This window comes from Carnobacteriaceae bacterium zg-C25, assembly GCA_017945845.1.
Taxonomy (GTDB): Bacteria; Bacillota; Bacilli; order Lactobacillales; family Aerococcaceae; genus WM01.
This window is the reverse complement of the sequence record CP072828.1, coordinates 143,324-161,761: the sequence shown is the minus strand read 5'-3', so window position 1 is coordinate 161,761 and position 18,438 is coordinate 143,324. Positions and strand designations below refer to the sequence as shown.

General features: G+C 37.3%; 20 protein-coding genes. 1 reads left to right on the top strand and 19 read right to left on the bottom strand.

The window, feature by feature from the left end; genetic code table 11:
• Positions 1 to 487 precede the first annotated feature (487 nt).
• Genes ychF through J7S27_00795 form a run of 9 tightly spaced genes read right to left on the bottom strand, consistent with a single transcriptional unit; the run spans position 488 to position 7,665 of the window.
• Positions 488 to 1,588, bottom strand: a complete 1,101-nt coding sequence (gene ychF, locus J7S27_00835) for a redox-regulated ATPase YchF (GenBank protein QTU83102.1) — start codon at positions 1,586 to 1,588, stop codon at positions 488 to 490.
• Between the two features lie 19 nt (positions 1,589 to 1,607).
• Positions 1,608 to 1,820: a DUF951 domain-containing protein gene (locus tag J7S27_00830; GenBank protein ID QTU83101.1), complete on the bottom strand. Its 213-nt coding sequence runs from the start codon at positions 1,818 to 1,820 to the stop codon at positions 1,608 to 1,610.
• A gap of 8 nt (positions 1,821 to 1,828) precedes the next feature.
• Positions 1,829 to 2,722 (bottom strand): ParB/RepB/Spo0J family partition protein, encoded by an 894-nt coding sequence (locus tag J7S27_00825; GenBank protein ID QTU83100.1) that lies wholly within the window; start codon positions 2,720 to 2,722, stop codon positions 1,829 to 1,831.
• Positions 2,715 to 3,482, bottom strand: coding sequence for a ParA family protein (locus tag J7S27_00820; protein QTU83099.1), 768 nt, complete (start codon positions 3,480 to 3,482; stop codon positions 2,715 to 2,717). The genes J7S27_00825 and J7S27_00820 overlap by 8 nt, the downstream gene beginning before the upstream one ends.
• Before the next feature lie 11 nt (positions 3,483 to 3,493).
• Entirely contained in the window at positions 3,494 to 4,213 is a 720-nt protein-coding gene (gene rsmG, locus J7S27_00815) for a 16S rRNA (guanine(527)-N(7))-methyltransferase RsmG (GenBank protein QTU83098.1), read from the bottom strand.
• A gap of 56 nt (positions 4,214 to 4,269) precedes the next feature.
• Positions 4,270 to 4,815, bottom strand: a complete 546-nt coding sequence (locus J7S27_00810; GenBank protein ID QTU83097.1) for a hypothetical protein — start codon at positions 4,813 to 4,815, stop codon at positions 4,270 to 4,272.
• Positions 4,816 to 4,850: 35 nt separating this feature from the next.
• Positions 4,851 to 6,095, bottom strand: a complete 1,245-nt coding sequence (locus J7S27_00805; protein QTU83096.1) for a site-2 protease family protein — start codon at positions 6,093 to 6,095, stop codon at positions 4,851 to 4,853.
• A gap of 12 nt (positions 6,096 to 6,107) precedes the next feature.
• Entirely contained in the window at positions 6,108 to 6,896 is a 789-nt protein-coding gene (locus J7S27_00800) for a phosphatidate cytidylyltransferase (GenBank protein QTU83095.1), read from the bottom strand.
• Between the two features lie 7 nt (positions 6,897 to 6,903).
• Positions 6,904 to 7,665: an isoprenyl transferase gene (locus J7S27_00795; GenBank protein ID QTU83094.1), complete on the bottom strand. Its 762-nt coding sequence runs from the start codon at positions 7,663 to 7,665 to the stop codon at positions 6,904 to 6,906.
• A gap of 128 nt (positions 7,666 to 7,793) precedes the next feature.
• Here J7S27_00795 and J7S27_00790 point away from each other — a divergent pair, with 128 nt between their 5' ends.
• Positions 7,794 to 7,973, top strand: a complete 180-nt coding sequence (locus tag J7S27_00790; protein QTU83093.1) for a hypothetical protein — start codon at positions 7,794 to 7,796, stop codon at positions 7,971 to 7,973.
• Positions 7,974 to 8,099: 126 nt separating this feature from the next.
• On the opposite strand, the gene J7S27_00785 is transcribed toward J7S27_00790, so the two are convergent.
• The 10 genes from J7S27_00785 to tsaB form a co-directional block, all read right to left on the bottom strand.
• Positions 8,100 to 8,270 carry a hypothetical protein gene (locus tag J7S27_00785; GenBank protein ID QTU83092.1) on the bottom strand — a complete coding sequence of 57 codons (171 nt, stop codon included), beginning with the start codon at positions 8,268 to 8,270 and terminating at the stop codon, positions 8,100 to 8,102.
• Positions 8,270 to 9,592 (bottom strand): ATP-binding cassette domain-containing protein, encoded by a 1,323-nt coding sequence (locus tag J7S27_00780; protein QTU83091.1) that lies wholly within the window; start codon positions 9,590 to 9,592, stop codon positions 8,270 to 8,272. The genes J7S27_00785 and J7S27_00780 overlap by 1 nt, the downstream gene beginning before the upstream one ends.
• Positions 9,585 to 10,541 (bottom strand): ABC transporter ATP-binding protein, encoded by a 957-nt coding sequence (locus J7S27_00775; GenBank protein QTU83090.1) that lies wholly within the window; start codon positions 10,539 to 10,541, stop codon positions 9,585 to 9,587. The genes J7S27_00780 and J7S27_00775 overlap by 8 nt, the downstream gene beginning before the upstream one ends.
• A gap of 11 nt (positions 10,542 to 10,552) precedes the next feature.
• Positions 10,553 to 12,352, bottom strand: coding sequence for an ABC transporter permease subunit (locus J7S27_00770; GenBank protein ID QTU83089.1), 1,800 nt, complete (start codon positions 12,350 to 12,352; stop codon positions 10,553 to 10,555).
• A gap of 1 nt (position 12,353) precedes the next feature.
• Positions 12,354 to 13,340, bottom strand: coding sequence for an ABC transporter permease (locus J7S27_00765; protein QTU83088.1), 987 nt, complete (start codon positions 13,338 to 13,340; stop codon positions 12,354 to 12,356).
• 69 nt (positions 13,341 to 13,409) lie between these two features.
• Positions 13,410 to 15,251 (bottom strand): ABC transporter substrate-binding protein, encoded by a 1,842-nt coding sequence (locus J7S27_00760; GenBank protein QTU83087.1) that lies wholly within the window; start codon positions 15,249 to 15,251, stop codon positions 13,410 to 13,412.
• Positions 15,252 to 15,278: 27 nt separating this feature from the next.
• On the bottom strand, positions 15,279 to 16,043 hold the full coding sequence (locus J7S27_00755) for an amino acid ABC transporter ATP-binding protein (protein QTU83086.1): 765 nt from the start codon (positions 16,041 to 16,043) through the stop codon (positions 15,279 to 15,281).
• A gap of 156 nt (positions 16,044 to 16,199) precedes the next feature.
• Positions 16,200 to 17,204: a tRNA (adenosine(37)-N6)-threonylcarbamoyltransferase complex transferase subunit TsaD gene (gene tsaD, locus J7S27_00750; protein ID QTU83085.1), complete on the bottom strand. Its 1,005-nt coding sequence runs from the start codon at positions 17,202 to 17,204 to the stop codon at positions 16,200 to 16,202.
• Positions 17,201 to 17,602, bottom strand: a complete 402-nt coding sequence (rimI, locus tag J7S27_00745) for a ribosomal protein S18-alanine N-acetyltransferase (GenBank protein QTU83084.1) — start codon at positions 17,600 to 17,602, stop codon at positions 17,201 to 17,203. Before rimI ends, tsaD begins: the two co-directional genes overlap by 4 nt.
• A complete protein-coding gene (gene tsaB, locus J7S27_00740; protein ID QTU83083.1) occupies positions 17,599 to 18,300 on the bottom strand; it encodes a tRNA (adenosine(37)-N6)-threonylcarbamoyltransferase complex dimerization subunit type 1 TsaB in 702 nt (233 codons plus the stop codon). The genes rimI and tsaB overlap by 4 nt, the downstream gene beginning before the upstream one ends.
• Between the last annotated feature and the right edge of the window lie 138 nt (positions 18,301 to 18,438).

Here is an 18,438-nt window from a genome sequence, read left to right as displayed (position 1 = left end):
GGTCCCCTCCACTGTATACAGTACGTTTATTATACCACACATCAAATCATCGCACCGCTTTTTATAATCATTTCTATGACACAAACAAAAAGTATTCATCTACTTAAAAATCGCAAAATAGAGTGGATACTGAGTGTCAAAGCAACACATAAAAAATGCTGTCAAAACCGGTTGTGACTAGGTTTCTTTAAGCACACCAATCTATTTCCACTACACCACATTTAAGTATGCTCATCATATCAGACGTACGGCACGCACGTAGTCGAAAATAAGCGATGTACCGCGTACATCGCGGTAAGCCGTACATCACTTTGTGACTTAAAATGAAAAGATAGTGACGTAACATCCGTTAAATCACTATCTTTATGAGTCATCAACCCTATTTGACATAACACCGAAAAAAGACTGTTGACACTTTACTTTGTCAACAGTCTGAATGTAGTAGTCTAGATTTTTCATACGTCATTTTATGATTTCGATAGGTAAATTACACATTAAATCTAAACAACATGACATCGCCATCTTGAACAACGTAATCTTTACCTTCTAAACGGACACGCCCCGCTTCTTTAGCGCTATTCATGTTACCGTAATGAGATAAGTCTTCAAACGATACCGTTTCTGCACGAATAAATCCACGTTCAAAGTCAGAGTGAATGATACCCGCACATTGTGGTGCTTTCATGCCTTGTCTAAACGTCCATGCACGCACTTCTTGTTCACCCGCTGTAAAGTATGTTGCTAAACCAAGTAACGTATATGCTTTTTGAATTAAAATGTCTAATCCTGATTGTTCAATACCGTAATCTGCTAAAAATTCTGCTTTTTCGTCATCTTCCAATTCAGCCACTTCTTCTTCAAGTCGTGCACAAACCACAACTACTTGAGCGCCTTCAGTCGCTGCAAACTCACGCACAGTATCCACATGATTGTTGTTCCCACCGTTGGCTAAATCATCTTCTGAAACATTCGCAACATATAACACTGGCTTAGTGGTTAATAGGAAAAAGCCTTTTACAACCGCCCATTCATCGTCAGTAAATTCAATACTACGTGCAGATTTTCCATCTTCTAAAACCGTTTTAATACGCAGCAACAAATCGTGTTCAATAAGCGCATCTTTATCTTTTTGCTTTGCCATTTTCGCAACACGTGCAATACGTTTATCAACACTTTCTAAGTCGGCTAACACTAATTCTAAATTGATGGTTTCAATATCCGCAATTGGATCAACTTTTCCATCCACGTGAGTAATGTTCTCATCTTCAAAACAACGCACCACATGACAAATGGCATCAACTTGGCGAATATGGCTTAAAAACTTATTACCTAACCCCTCACCTTTGCTTGCACCGCGCACAATTCCAGCAATATCAGTAAATTCAAAAGTTGTCGGTACGGTTTTTTTCGGTTTGACTAATTCAGTCAAGCGAATAAGACGACTATCCGGCACTTCTACGACACCGACATTGGGATCAATTGTAGCAAACGGATAATTTGCTGCCTCCACACCCGCTTTTGTAATTGCATTAAATAATGTTGATTTACCGACGTTTGGTAATCCGACAATTCCAGCTGTTAAAGCCATTTTCTAAAATCCTCATTTCTTATTCTTGTGTATGTACTGGTGCATTCTTCACCAATACTTTTTTCATTTTTTTTGTAAATTCGACACGTGGCATTAACACCATTTGCCCACATTTTTCACATTTAATACGAATATCCATTCCCATACGAATGATGCTCCATCGATTCGTTTGGCAGGCATGCGGTTTTTTCATTTCCACCACATCGCCTAATCCGAAAACTTTTTGTTGCATGTCATCACCTAATCAATCCGAATATCTAAAATTTCTAAAATGCGTCCTAAATCACCTTGTGACAAGTATTCAATTTCAATTTTTCCACGATCATTACCTTTTTCAACAATATGGCATGACGTTCCAAATTTGTCAGTTAATTTTTCTTCACTTTCTGAAATGTAAGTTGGTTTGAGCGCTTTACGTTTACGCTTAGACACTTTTACTTCAGGTTGTATCATTTTAGCCACTAATTCTTCTAATTGACGAACGGTTAAATTTTCTTTTACCGCACGTTTAGCCAATGCTAACATATCGTCTGGATTCGTTAAACTCAACAATGTTCTTGCCTGTCCCATTGACAATAAGTTGTCATTTAATAATGCTTTTACACCACTTGGCAACGTTAATAAACGCACATAATTGGCAATGTACGGACGGCTTTTCCCTAACTTTTCAGCCACTTGTGCTTGAGTTAAATTTAATTTTGCCATTAAATTTTGATAGGCTTGCGCTTCTTCGAGTGCATTCAAGTTTTCACGCTGTAAATTTTCAACAATCGCAATTTCAATCATCAACCCTTCATCAAGTTGACGGACAATCGCAGGAATCGTTGTTTTACCAGCTAATTTTGATGCGCGAACACGGCGTTCACCCGCAACAATTTCATACCCTTTTATAGCAGACTTACGTAAAATAACGGGTTGAAAAACACCTGTTTGCTTAATGCTTTCTGCTAATTCATTCAAAGCGGCTTCATCAAAAATTTTACGGGGTTGATACGGATTTGGTCGAACCAACGCTAAATCAATTTCTTCAACCTGTTCATTTTCTTTGACGGTTTCAAAATCTTCTAGTCCATTTGAAAACAGAGCATTCATTCCCCGTCCCAAACCTTTAGTTGTTTTTTCTTTTTTAGTCATTTTGTGCTAACACCTCCGAAGCCAACTCTAAATACAATTGTGCGCCACGTGATTTCAAGTCATAATCGATAATGGATTGCCCATAGCTTGGTGCTTCTGACAATCTCACATTACGTACAATAACCGTCTCGTAAACTTTTTCTTTGAAATAAGTGCGGACTTCTTCAACAACTTCTGCACCTAAATTTGTTCGTGTATCCAACATCGTTAGCAACACACCTTCAATACGCAAATCTTTATTAAAATGCTGATGAACTAAACGAATCGTATTCCATAACTGACTCAATCCTTCTAGCGCATAATATTCACATTGAACGGGGATCAAGACAGAATCGCTAGCTGTAAAAGCATTTAAGGTCAATGCCCCTAATGCCGGTGGACAGTCAATTAAAATAAAATCATAGTCATGAACAACATCTTGTAACGCACGTTTCAATAACGTTTCACGATGCTCAATTGTATACATTTCCATTTCAGCACCCGCTAAATTCATGGTTGCAGGTACTATCCATAAATTTTCACGACTACTTGGGACAATCGCATCTCGTATCGATACCCCTTCAATGAGTACACTATAAATATCACGACCTTCAACATCTCCGCGATTCACACCTAATCCACTTGTCGCATTTCCTTGTGAATCACTATCAATCAAAAGGACACGTCGTCCAGAATACGCTAGTGCTGCACCTAAATTAACCGCTGTCGTTGTTTTACCAACGCCACCTTTTTGATTTGATATGGCTATAACTTTTCCCATTCGACACACTCCTATTCTATTGGACTTTTTGCAGGTAAGCCTGCTTTTCTTGGATATTTTTTTGGTGTCGCTTGTTTTTTATGCACGACAACAATATGACGCTCACCGGCTTCATACGGTAATTGAAACGCTTTATCTTCAACAAATTCGCCACCTAATACGTTAAATGCTTTACGCGATTGCGCCACTTCTTCTAGTGTGCTAGAAGCTTTCATCGACACAAAAACACCGTCCACTTTAACCAATGGCAAACATAATTCACTCAATAAATTTAATCGTGCAACAGCACGTGCTGTCACAACATCAAATTTTTCACGAAACGCTTCGTTTTGTCCAAACGTTTCCGCTCTATCATGAAAACACGACACATTTTCTAATTCTAAAGTACGCACCAACTCATTCAAAAAGGTAATCCGCTTGTTTAATGAATCCACGATTGTCACGTGTAAATGTGGTAAAGCAATTTTTAAAGGAATACTTGGAAAACCTGCTCCCGCACCCACATCACATAACGTCACACTTTTTTGCAACACGTCTGTTTCAATGGCAAGTGTTAATGAGTCATAAAAGTGTTTTAAATATACCTCTTCTTTTTGTGTAATGGCGGTTAAATTCATTTTTTCATTCCATTCCACAAGCATTTCAAAGTACATTTCATATTGTTTTAATTGTTTATCAGTGAGTGTAATGCCCGCTTCTTCTACACTTCTTTTGAATTGTTTTGGTGTCATGCTTTACTCCATTTCATCGCATTGTATCATTTCTATTTTAGGTTATTTCCCCCGTATTAGCAAGCCATCTCATCGATTTCTACAATTTCTAAATGATACTGATTATGATTTTCTCCTACGGACAATTGATGATACGTCACATTTACATGCGCATTTTTACCTTTTACAATGATCACACTTTTAATTAAATCTTCCACCACCGAATTATCTTGCACAAAATAACACGTCACATCTAAACACATCCCTTCCGGAACGTAAATGTACACACCGCTATTTGTATACGCTTGATGACGAAGCGACAGTTTTTCCCACACATTTGTGAGGTTGTATTGTTCCATCGCATCAAACAGATCACTGACAACAACACCCGCTTGCATTAGCGCGTAGTCGACTTGCTCCAATGTTGTTATCGTGCCGTATTGGCAAATCACCGTTTCATTATGTGCCACATTGGCTAACACACCAAAACCGGTGTCATCACGTTCGTCAAAACTCATTAATGCATACTGTTCATTGACTTGACGATGGGCTTTTAAGCGCAATGTTTCAATTGCTTGTGGCTCACTTTTAAATTGCGAAAACGCTAAAATTTCACTTTCCATTGTTCCCTCACTAAAAAAGAGCCTGACGGCTCTAACTATTTTATAAATAATTTTGCAATATCATTAAATGTGACGACAACCATTAGTAACAACAGTACGCCCACACCAATCATGGTGACGAAAACTTCTTTATTTTTACTTAACGGTTTACCACGTAATAACTCAATTAAGGCTAATAAAATTTTACCACCATCTAAACCTGGAATTGGCAATAAATTTATAACCCCGAGGTTTGCACTCAGTATTGCTAAAAACGAAAATATAGATAAAATACCAGATTGTGCCACTTCACCGCTCATTTGAACAATGGCGATTGGCCCACCAAGTTGACCCACATTAAATCCGTTTGTCACTAGACCTACTAACGCTAGCCAAACTTGTTTCACGACGAAAATGGTTTCTGTAAAGCCATACGTTAATTTGCTCCAAATATCCGTATCTTTACTTTGCGTTACACCGAGATACCCGTCGGTTAATTGCGCACGAATGGTTTTTGTCTGGTGATTTGATTCATAGGTTACGTCAATATCCGTTACATGTTGCTGGCGTAATCTAGCCATAACGGTTGTCAAATCACTAAAATTCGTTATAGCTGTATCATTAATCGCAGTGATTTTATCCCCTGTTTGTATACCAATACGTGCTGCCACACCATTTTCAGAAACTGTAACATGATTACTTGGCGAATTGACACCACCCGCCGAAAACGCTAATAAAGTAAACACAAAAATGCTCAACAAAAAATTATTGATTGGTCCGGCTGCATATATGGCAATACGCTTAAAAGCACTTTTTGTTTCTAAATGCGTTTGAAGCGGAGCCACTTGCACTCGTGTACCGTCGTGTTCAATGTGCATTGCTTTATCATCAACCACAAAAATTTGTTCATCGGATTCTCCAGCAACAAAACCTTTAATGGTCATCGTATCCACAATATCACAATACGACACTTCAACTGGAAGTGCCAATGTATTAGACGGTTTATCTTGTGTATCAATTTCAACAATACGTCCATCTTCATTTTGAGTAAGATACACACGTTGCCCTTGTCTAATTTCTTGTGTATCATCACCATCTCCAGCCATGCGCACAAAGCCACCAAGTGGTAACGCACGAAGTGTAAAAGTTGTTTCACCTTTACGCCAGCTGAATACTTTAGGTCCCATACCTAAAGCAAATTCACGAACAAGTACACCTGATTTTTTCGCTACATAATAATGCCCAAATTCGTGTAATGTTACAATGATTGTAAAAACCAATAAAAAGACAACAATTGCCATAGTCCCTCCTATTTAGACCACTGCCACTAAAAATAATTGGCAGGCAACAACACCAAACAAAATACTATCAAAACGATCCAAAACGCCGCCATGCCCCGGTAAAATCGTCCCCGAATCTTTAACGCCATAAAACCGTTTTAATGCCGACTCGACCAAATCGCCCATTTGTCCGGCAACCGACACAAAAAAGGCAAGTAATATCGTTTCAAAAACACCGATATCAAAAGGCTTTATAAACAACATCATACTACTGGCTAAACAAGTCGCAATGAACGTGCCACCAATAGCCCCTTCTACCGATTTATTAGGACTAATATAGGGAGCCAATTTACGTTTCCCAAATGAACGCCCCACAAAATAAGCACCCGTATCCGTTAAGTAAATCGCTAATAAAATAAAAATCATAGCTGGCAGACCCATAGAACGAATTGAAATGACATTATTCGCGCCTAACCCAAGGTAGAGTGACGATAGCGTAACCACACCCACTCGTTCAAATGAAAATTTGTTTTCCGAAAATACCATGATAATGAGCAATAAAAAAGCGCAACTGCTCAACAATAGAAACGGCGTTAATTTAAACGGCCCGTAAGCATCCGAAGATACGGTCAACCCGATGGTTGCCACTGCTCCAATAACGGCTTCAGGCGATACAATCGGAATGTTTGCCATTTTCATAATTTCCAAAAAACCAATTACGGCAACACCAACGACGACGACTCGAAACGGTTGTCCACCCATCCACACTAGTGGTAACGCAACAGCTAATAAAAAAATTGAAGTTATTATTCTTTGCTTCATATCTATTTTATAACCCTCCAAATCGTCTATTACGCTGTTGATAATGCGCCAACGCTTCTTCTAACTCGTTTTCTTTAAAATCTGGCCATGCAATTTTGGTAAAATACAATTCACTATACGCAATTTGCCATAACATGTAATTACTAATGCGTTGTTCACCACTTGTACGAATCAATAAATCCGGATCCATGTACTCCCCTAATAAATCACTCGCCCACAACGCACTTGAAAAGACGTTTTCGTCAATTTCATCGATTCTATCTTTATAGGTCGTAGCGACTTGCTTAACCGCTTCAATAATTTCTGCACGCGACCCGTAGTTTAAGGCAAAATTTAAAATCATCCCATCATTTTGCTTTGTTTGCTCGATAGCGTCTTTCACCGCTTTTTGTGTTGCTTGCGGTAACGCATCAATAAACCCTGTCGTAATGACACGAATATTGTTTTCATTTAATTGCGGTATAAACGTGCTAAAAAAATCAATCGGTAATTTCATTAAAAAATTAACTTCATCATTTGGTCGTTTCCAATTTTCAGTAGAGAAGGCATACAACGACAACACTTTAACCCCCAACTTTTTGGCGTGTAAAGCAACCGTTTTAACCGTATTCATTCCCTCTTTATGCCCTGCAATACGTGGTAAGTGTCGATTTTGCGCCCAACGCCCATTCCCGTCCATAATGATGGCAACATGCTTTGGAATATTGTGTTTCGGATCAAATGAATTCATTTCTGTCTGTTGACTACTTTTCTTTTTAAAAAACAACATCTTTTCACCTACTCTTTTGATGACTATCAGCTACATTTTACCATATATACGCTAGAAACTAAACGATTTATTGCGCTTTCGCATATAGCGCCTTGACCATTATCTCTCTATTTTTGAAGTTTTATAAAATGCACGCATCATTTGGTATACAACCGATTCATCAAAGCACTTCATCTTGTACACCAACATACTTCAACAATGTTGATGGATCATTTGAAGATGCCAACATCAAATATTATAAAATTGAAACGTATCGCATACATTTTGGTGAGCCGTATATCACATTGTGGCTTAAAACGAAAAGGTAGTCCTGTTAAATGACTACCTTTATGCATCATCAACCCTATTTGACATAGAACCAAAAAAGACTGCTGACATTTTTTGTCAACAGTCTAACCGGTAGGAAATCCTACCTTAAAAGATGATTTAACCGACTATGTAAAGAATAAATAAATTAAACCGAAAATGACACTGACAATAAGAATTGTTGGAATCACTAATGTGATGATTCCAGCAATAATAATTGCTGGAATATCTTCTTTATCAATTTCATGATTTAATTCTTTTAATTCAGGTTGTTTCTTTTTTTCAAAAAAATTAAACATTAAAAATTCGCCACAAAATGATTTGGCTCTATTTCACGCATAGGCTCTAAATCTTTTTGTAATTCATCTCCACAGATTGTATCTTTGCTACGATCTGCATTTTCAATAGAGTATGTCGGATCGAAAATTTCAATGGCTACTTCTTTACGTGTATCCATTAAAGGAATGGCAGATAACAACATTTTTGTATACGGATGTACCGGATTATCAAAAATATCATCGCTATCAGCTAATTCCACCATGTTACCAAAATACATAACACCCACTCTATCGCAAATGTTGTTAATAACTGATAAATCGTGTGAAATAAATAAGTAGGTCAAATCTTCTTTTTCTTTTAATTCTTGTAATAATTCTAAGATTTGTGCTTGGATTGAAACGTCCAACGCACTAACCGATTCATCACAAACGATGAATTTTGGTTTTAATGCTAACGCACGTGCAATACCAATACGTTGTCTTTGACCCCCAGAAAATTGATGTGGATAACGATGGATAAATTGTCTGTCTAATCCACATTTTTCCATTGTTTCAATAACATATTCTTCTAATTCTTTTGAATTTTCTTTAAACATGCCATGTTCAACAATTGCTTCTGAAATCAACTGACCAATTGTCATTCTTGGGTCTAAAGAAGAATATGGGTCTTGGAAGATGATTTGTAATTCACGACGTAAATCACGCATTTCCATTTTGTTTAGCATCGTTAAATCAATTCCACCATCTTTGAAATGATTCAATTCTTCAAAACGTTCATGTGAACGTACGGCTTCTTCTAAACTTTGAACAACCGCTTTTGCATCTTCATGTTTTTTACGATTTTCAGGTGTGTCGTTTTTCGCTAATGCAACACCTGTATTATATTCATCTAATAAAGCTTTTTTCACTTTTGCTTCATCGGTATGCAACAATAATGCACCCGCCAAACGAGCAATCACGCGAAACTCTTTATGTGCTTGATCCAATTTTAATTGGCTATTGCCATTAATGGCAGCTTGAACATTTTGTTCAGCTTTTTTAAACACATCAAACGCTTGATTTAAATATTTTGTCGCATATGCTGGGTTTAAGGCATGAATACTTCTACCGTAGTAAATTGTATTTCCACGTGTTTGTTTGTATAACTGCAAAATCACACGACCCAATGTTGATTTACCACATCCGGATTCACCAACTAAACCAAATGTTTCATTTTTTCTAATTTCTAGATTGATTCCATTATTCGCTTTTAAATACTGTGGCTTTTTGACAAAACCGCCAGTGCTTCCGATGACAAAGTACTGTTTTAAATCTTCTGTTTTAATCAATAAATCATTAGCCATTCACAGTACCTCCTTTATAATAGCATCTTACAAAATGATTTGGTTCGATTTCGAGTAATGCACCTTCAACACCTTCAACTTCTTCATAAGTATAACCTTCTGGTAACACAAGTGGGTTATGATCTAATAAAGCTTTTGCAGGGTTTTTCTTCGTGCTAATACGCGGAATTGCTTTTAACAAGTCGTACGTGTATGGATGTAAAAATTTATTGTTTTCAAAAATCAACTCGCGTGGAGCCATTTCTAAAACTTGACCTTTGTACATAACGACAATATCGTCTGCCATTTGATTAATAACACCTAAGTCATGTGTGATAAACATAATCGCAGTCCCCATGTCATTTTTTAACTCATTCATCAATTTTAAAATTTGGGCTTGAATGGTTACGTCTAATGCTGTTGTTGGCTCGTCAGCAATTAATAATTTAGGTTTACATGCTAAAGCCATCGCAATCATAACACGTTGACGCATCCCACCAGATAATTGATGCGGATAAGAGTGCAAAATTTTCTCTGGGTTTGAAATACGAACATGCTTCAACATTTCTAATGCACGTTCTTCAGCTTGTTCTTTAGTCATATTTTGATGCAGCATCAAAACTTCGCTAATTTGACGACTGATTTTAAATACAGGGTTTAAAGATGTCATTGGCTCTTGGAAAATGACCGAAATATCGTTTCCACGAATTTTACGTAAATCCGATTCTTTCATTTTTGTCAATTCTTTGCCTTCAAACCAAATTTCACCATCGTAAATTTTTTGATTAGATTCGAATAAACGTAAAATAGACATGGCTGTTTGTGATTTTCCTGAACCTGATTCACCTACAACGCCTAACGTTTTACCTGCACCAATTGAAAAACTTACTCCACGGACAGCTTTTACTAATCCACGTTTCGTTTCAAAATACGTATGTAAGTTTTTGATTTCTACTAATGTATTACTCATCTACTGTCCTCCTATTTTTGATTTGATTTTGGATCAACGGCATCTCTTAATCCGTCACCGACTAAGTTTACGCACAATACGGTTAAGAATACCGCTAACGCTGGGAATAACCATCTCCACCAGTAAAATTGAATAACTTCTGCAGATTGCGCTCCGTTCAGCATGTTACCCCAAGTTGGTGTTGGTTGTACAACACCAAATCCTAAGAATGACAGACCTGCTTCTGTTAGCATCATTCCACCGTAACTTAGTGTCATATTAACAATAACAATACTTAAAATACTTGGTAAAATATGTTTTAAAATAATTTTACTTTCACGAATACCTAAAGCACGCGCCGCTAAAATAAAGTCTTTTTCACGTTCAATTAAGATTTGTCCACGAATTAAACGTGCTAGACCTACCCAGCTTAATACCCCGATAATGACCATAACCAAGTACATACGTTGACTTGGATTTAATGAATTACCTAAAACGGCAGATAATGTAATTAATAACGGTAAAAACGGAATAGATGTGATAATTTCAGCAAAACGCATTAATAAATTGTCGACTGCTCCACCAACGAAACCAGCAATTAACCCAACGGTTACACCGATAATCGTTGTAATCACAACTGCCACGATACCGACTAATAACGATGTTTTACCACCATTCATTAAACGTGTTAAGACATCACGACCTAACTCATCACTACCTAATATAAAGCCGCTTAATCCCCATGCATCTACTGCATTGCTGCGTACAGCATAGTTTTGGAAATATCCAGCATAAATAGCTGTCACATCACTAACTTGTGGCACTTTGTCTTCACCATAAGCGGTTTGCGTTCCCACTGTTGTGATTGTACCGTCTTCAAATAAGATTAAAAAGTGATTGTAACCTGCTTTAATGTCTTTAACCGTTTTTGTGAATTGCTCTTTAATCTCTAGACCTTTATCACTAGCACCCCATGAGATTAGTTTGTTGTTTTCAGTTAAAACTAATCCGTTTAAGTAAGATGCGGCGATTTTTTTCGCTTTCACACGACCGTCTGTTAATTCAGCTGGTAGTGAGCTTGATAAAATGTTTCCACCTGTCACACGAACGGTACCATCATCAAGTAACAAAATCATGTTTTCAGTTGTTGTAGCAACATCTACAATGTGTCCATCCCATTCTGCGTTAATGGATAATTGTTGAACAGAGTTAGAACCCCAAGTAATGATTTTTTTATTACCAAGTAATACCCCTGAATAAAGTGGACCAGCAAATACTTTGTCCACACCTGCAGCAGACATTTTCACTTCATAAATTGGGTCTAATTTAGATTGATCTGCAGAGTTATCTCCCCACATCATCACATCACCAGATGTTGTTAAAGCGATAACGTGTTGATTACTTACAGCAACGTCTTTAAATTTTTTCGTTTTTGCTGTTTCGGGAATATTTAATACACCCGATTTATCTGTACCCCAAGAGTGCAATTGTCCATCAGTGTCAATTGCAAAACCGAAAGATGTCCCGGCAGCAATTTTTTTCACTTTACCATTCAAATGACTTGGTATTGCTAAGTGATTATTACCGGGTGCAATATTTCTCAATGTAGTTTGTGTATAGTTCACATCAAATTTTACGAATGCAGAACCAACAAATGTAAATAACATCACTAAAATAAAACCAATTAAACCAAAAATGGCTAATTTATTTTCTTTGAAGTTGTTCACAATCATTTGTGTTGGCGTCACAATCGTATTATCGTTTAAATCAATAGCTTTTTTTGGTCTACGAGAGAAAATTTTTGTAAATAGTGATTGTTTCTTTTTTGTCATTTTACTCTCCTTTTTCGCCACCTAATTTAACACGTGGATCAACTAACGCATATGAAATATCGGTGATAAAGTTTGTAATCAAATAGATTAGCGCTGTTAATAAGTTAATCGCCATAACAACAGACCAATCACGTTGGTTGATGGACGTTAGCAATTTACTACCTAATCCATCCCATGAAAACACCGTTTCTGTAATAGAAGACCCCGCAAATAAACCACCAATTGATCCGATAACAATCGTCACAACTGGAATTAGGGCGTTACGAAAAGCGTGTGAGTAAACGACAACTTTCTCGGATAACCCTTTAGAACGTGCTGTACGAATGTAATCTTGGTTCAAAACATCTACCATGGCATTACGTACATAACGTACTGTTCCTGCTAAACTTCCTATTGTTAATGTAATAACAGGCAAAATTAAATGTCTACCTAGTGCAATTAAATAATCCGTGCCTTGTAACCTAACAGACGGCATCCCCCCTGTTGGTAATAAATCCAAGCTGATTGACACCACAAAAATTAAAAGTAAACCAATAAAAAATGTGGGCATACTGGTCCCAATTAAAGAGAACACTTGCCAGAATCGATCATAAAACTTACCGCGTCTCACAGCAGATTTAATTCCGACAATAATTGAAATCGTCAATGAAATGACAAGTACAAAAATATTTAAAATAATTGTATTTTTCATTGGTGTCTCAATAATATTTGACACAGGTTGTCCATTAACAGTTTCTCCTAACTCCCCTGTTAATGTATTTTTCATCCAGATAACGTAACGTTCTGGAAGTGGTTTATCTAATCCGTATTTTTTTGTCAATGCTTCTGTAATTCTGGCTTGATCTGCTTCACTAAGTCTGGCGTTTTGAGACACTTTTAACTCCACGGGGTTTCCGGGAGTTATTTGTGAAACGCCAAAAATAATCATAGACATAACCAAAAACACTGGAATCAGCGTTAAAATACGTCTAATAATATATTTGAACATTTAATTTTCCTTTCTAAAACAAGGGAAGATAGTACCGATACATACTATCTTCAACCCTCTATTTTATAATTATTTTAGTCTGAAGTACTCAATTAATGCTGACCAGTCACGAATTGATGTTGTTGGGTCTGTCGCTACTTTTTCGTTTGAGTAGATGTTGTAGTAAACGTTTGAGTACAATGGTAAGAATGGTAACAACTCATTGAAACGTACTTGGTATGCTAACCATTTGTTTGCAAATCCTTCTGTATCAGTTGATTCTGTTGTTTTCATTTCTTCAGATAATCTGTCGATTTCTTTATCGTTAATACGCCATGGGTTTACACGAGTACCTAAGTTTTTAGAGTGCTCTGCGTTGTATGGGTTAACAACCGCACCTGCAAAGTTACTTGCTAAGTTATATAAGTGGTATTGTTGTGTGCTTGCCGCTGTTGTTGTGAATCCCATTTCTTTTTGTAACGTTGGGAAATCTGTTTTTGTAATTGAATATTTCATACCTGCTTTAGGTGCATCAACTAATAAGTTTGTTTCTAAAGCTGTTGAAACTGGGTTGTTATCTGTTGCTAAGTGTTTTACTTCTAACACTTCTTTATTAGCGTTGTGACGTAAGTAAGATTCAGATGCTTTTGATGCGTCGAACGGTGTAACACCATCTGCTTCAAAACGGTAGTCTGATTTATCTAACGCCGCATTTGCTGCTGCAACGTCGTAGCTATATTTGTTTAATTTTGAGTTTAACTCAGCTTCTTTTTCTTTAGCCATCCATTGTGCTGCTGCGTATTGACCGTTGATGGCAACACCACCACCGCCAAGTACGTCTGTAATCAATTGGTTACGGTTGATTAAGTGCGCGATAGCGTGACGAACGTTAATATCTTTTGTTGGTCCAAAGTCGTTTGCCATACCTAAGAAACCATATCCGTTACGGTTATATTTTGTGATACCAAGTGTTTTGTCTTCTTCAGCTGTTTTAGCAATTGATGCTTCAACGAAGCTAGGTGCGAAGTCAACTTCACCTTTTTGTAAACGTTGTAACGCTAAATCACCATTTGAGTTTGCTTTAACTGTAACTGTGCCAATTGTAGGTTTGACACCTTCGTAGTTTCCAACGTAATTTGGGTTAGCTTTTAAAACGATTTCTGTATCAGAAGATTTATCAAGCACATATTTACCGTATGTTACCGTTGGTTTTTTACTGTCAACTTGTGTTACTTTTGCATTTTCAGCAACGGCTTTCATGTCAACGCCTTCTAATTTAGAACCTTCATCAGTTGAACTAATTGTTGCCCCTTTAGCTAACTCGTGCATTGGCAACGCCGCTACACCGTAATATGATAATTCATAGAAATAAGGTAATTTTGCTTTGTCGATTGTAATTGAGAATGTATGATCATCAATTAATTTAATGGCTTTCAAACGCTCTGCTTCACCTTTGTTAAAGGCTTCCGCACCTAATACAGCTGGCTCAACAACAGTTTGTGCACCTGCTTCTGTCCACTCTTTAGATAGACCGAATAATGTTCCAAACACGTAGTCTTTAGCTGTGACTGGTTGACCGTCACTCCATTTTAAATCTTTACGTAAGTGCCATGTCACAACTGTATTGCCGTCAGCGTCAGTTGAACGGTCTAATTTGTCATCTGTTACAACACCTTTGTTAATTAATAATTTACCGTTAGCGTCTTGATCAACTGTACCTGTGTTTTGGATTAAACGTGTAATTGCCACGTCATAAGCACTGTTTGAAAAGTCATTTGTAAAGAAGTCACCAACAAATGGTTGTGAGTCAACAACTAATTCATTAAATTTTGAAGCACCTGATGATGCAGTTGAACCGTTATTGCCTTGTGAGCTACATGCTGCTAATAAAAGGGCTGCTGCCATACCTAATACTAATTTCTTTTTCTTCATATTTTTTCTCCTTATATTTTATTAAACTTAAGATAAAGCTAATATTTGATTTAAAAAAGATTGTGTCCGTTCATTTTTTGGATAATCAAACAATTCGCTCGGTGTCCCTTGCTCTACTATTTGTCCTTCGTCCATGAAAATGACGCGATCTGACACTTCTTTTGCAAATCCCATTTCATGTGTAACGATAACCATTGTCATCCCGTTATGCGTCAAATCTTTGATGACATGTAGCACTTCGTTGACCATTTCTGGATCGAGTGCGGATGTTGGTTCATCGAACAACAAAATATCGGGTTGCATTGCTAATGCTCTTGCGATGGCAACGCGTTGCTTTTGTCCGCCAGATAATTCTTTTGGGTAGACGTCAGCTTTTTCTAATAGTCTTACTGATTGTAACAATTTCAGCGCCATTTGTCTAGATTTCTCATGAGACATTTTTTCTAATTTTGTAGGTGCTAAAGTGATATTTTCCAGTACAGTTAAATGTGGAAATAAATTAAAGTGTTGAAACACCATACCAATAGATTGCATGATGTCACGTGTATCCATTTTTGAGCTCAAAATATCAACACCATTAATTAAAATTTGACCACTTGTTGCCATTTCTAATTTATTTAAACAACGTAACAAAGTGCTTTTCCCAGACCCAGACGGCCCAATAATACACACAACTTCACCTTGTTTAACGGTTAAATTGATGTCCTTGAGTACTTGGTTCGTTTCAAAGCTTTTGTTTAAGTGTGCTACATTAATTTTAATGTCGCTTTCCACGAAACCACTAATCGCCATCACCCTTCCATTGTTATGCCTTCCATTAAACTACTCACATCTCTTTATGAGAGAATTCTTATCGTTTTTTAATGAATTGAGAGTATTTTAAATTATTTTTTTTCATAAAACAACCCATACGTTACATTGCGTGTAATAAAATATGACACGTTAAAATTAAAGACTTAAACCTGGTTGTGCATTCAATGATAACTGCGAAAAATCATTTTCTAAATATTGATAATATGCGGCTATCCCAATCATTGCTGCATTATCCCCACACATGTGCATTGGCGGAAATACTACATCAATCGATAAATTTTGCATCTCCTGTATTAAACGATTGCGCAACCCTTTATTAGCGGCGACTCCACCTGCAACAATTAATTGTTTGGCTTCATATTGTTTAACCGCTTGAATCGTCTTAGTCGCTAATACATCAATAACACTCGCTTGAAAACTTGCCGCCAAATTTTCAGGTTGAATGCTTTCTCCTTTTTGGTTGGCGTTATGCACTCTATTGATGACCGCACTTTTTAACCCACTCAAACTAAAGTCAAAATGTTTTTCATTAATCATGGCACGTGGAAAATGATACGTATCTTTACCGATGGCTGCTAACTCATCAATCGCTTTACCTCCCGGATACGGCAAATGCAATAATCGCCCAATTTTATCATACGCTTCACCTACGGCATCATCACGTGTTTGCCCAATCAATTCAAACGCATTATGCTCTTTCATATAGACCAATTCCGTATGCCCACCACTGACCAACAATGAAATCGCAGGAAACTCAAGTGGCTTAACAACTTGTGCAGCATAAATATGCCCCGCCATATGATTGGTGGCAATTAACGGTTTGTCATATGCCATAGCTAACGCTTTTGCAGCCGTAATCCCAACTAATAAAGAGCCTACTAACCCCGGTCCATGCGTTACGGCTATTGCGTCTACATCTTCTATACACACATTAGCTTGTTTAAGTGCTTCATCTAACACGACATTCATTTGTTCGACATGATGTCGAGACGCCACTTCAGGCACCACCCCGCCAAAGCGTTGATGACTTTTAATTTGTGACGCCACAACATTTGATAATACATCTTTTCCATTTTTTACCACGGCAACACTTGTTTCATCACAACTTGTTTCAATGGCTAAAATCATTACATCTTTCATTTTTTCTCCCAACAATACACCCACGCGTCTTCATTTTCTTTAGTGTAATAGTTTTTGCGCTCTGCAATTTTCATAAACCCACATTGCTCATAAAATCGTTGCGCTTTTTGATTACTGGCGCGCACTTCTAAAAAGCACTTTACAACACCATATGTATCAAACATATTCAGAGTTTCTTGCCATAACCATTTTCCCACACCTTGATTTTGTCGACTCGGCATAACGGCAACATTTACAATCTCCGCTTCATCTAGCACGATGGACAGCGCGATAAACCCATCCTTACTCACAATATAATGTACATTTTCATCACGCATATGCTGTTCAAAAGCTTCTAAAGACCACGAAAATCCGACTTGTTGCGCAATTTCATACACCTGTTTGATTTTATCTTTCATGCGTAATTTGCTCTTTCAATGAGTTCATTTGTCGCCACGATACCATTAACTTTGTTCCAGTTTTCTTCCGCTTCAGCCAATTTCAAATACACAGGCAACACGTCATCACTAGCCACGCACTGACGATTTTTTGCACGCAACATATGTTGCGCACTTGGGTACGCCTGAATGCAACTCGCGTTTGGGAAGTGGTGTAAAATGCTTTCTTTATATAAAGGCATATCAGGGCTAATAAACGTCAACGATTCGTGTGCTTTTACTTTTTCCAATACTTGTGCAAATGGTAAATGTTCATCCATTTCAATGTTACTACCATTTTTATAGTACCCTACAAACACATTTTGACGACGGGCATCATAAAAGGGCACTACCAAATGATTGGTATTTTCTAAACTTAGTGCTAATACGTGCAAACTAGATAAAGGCAATACGGGAATATTTAAAGTTTGCGATAACGTTTTTGCAAAGGTAACACCAATACGTAACCCTGTATAAGAACCGGGTCCTACCGAAACAGCAATTTGATTCAACTGTTTCATCGTAACACCTGCTGTTTTCATAACGGTATCAACGCACGGTGCCAAATGCACACTGTGCTGCAAAGTGTTTTCTAAAGATTCACTAGCAATCAACGTATCGTCCTGAAATAACGCTACAGAAAGTGATTTATTGGCAGCTTCTATCGCTAAAGTAATCATATTATCATCCTTTCATTCTTTGTGTAGTATACCACGTTTAAAACACCCAATCAAAAAGGGTTGATTGACAGCATAAGTTATCATACTTAATGAAGCATACATTTAATTTAGTAGAGCATCAAAAAAAGCCAAACGATT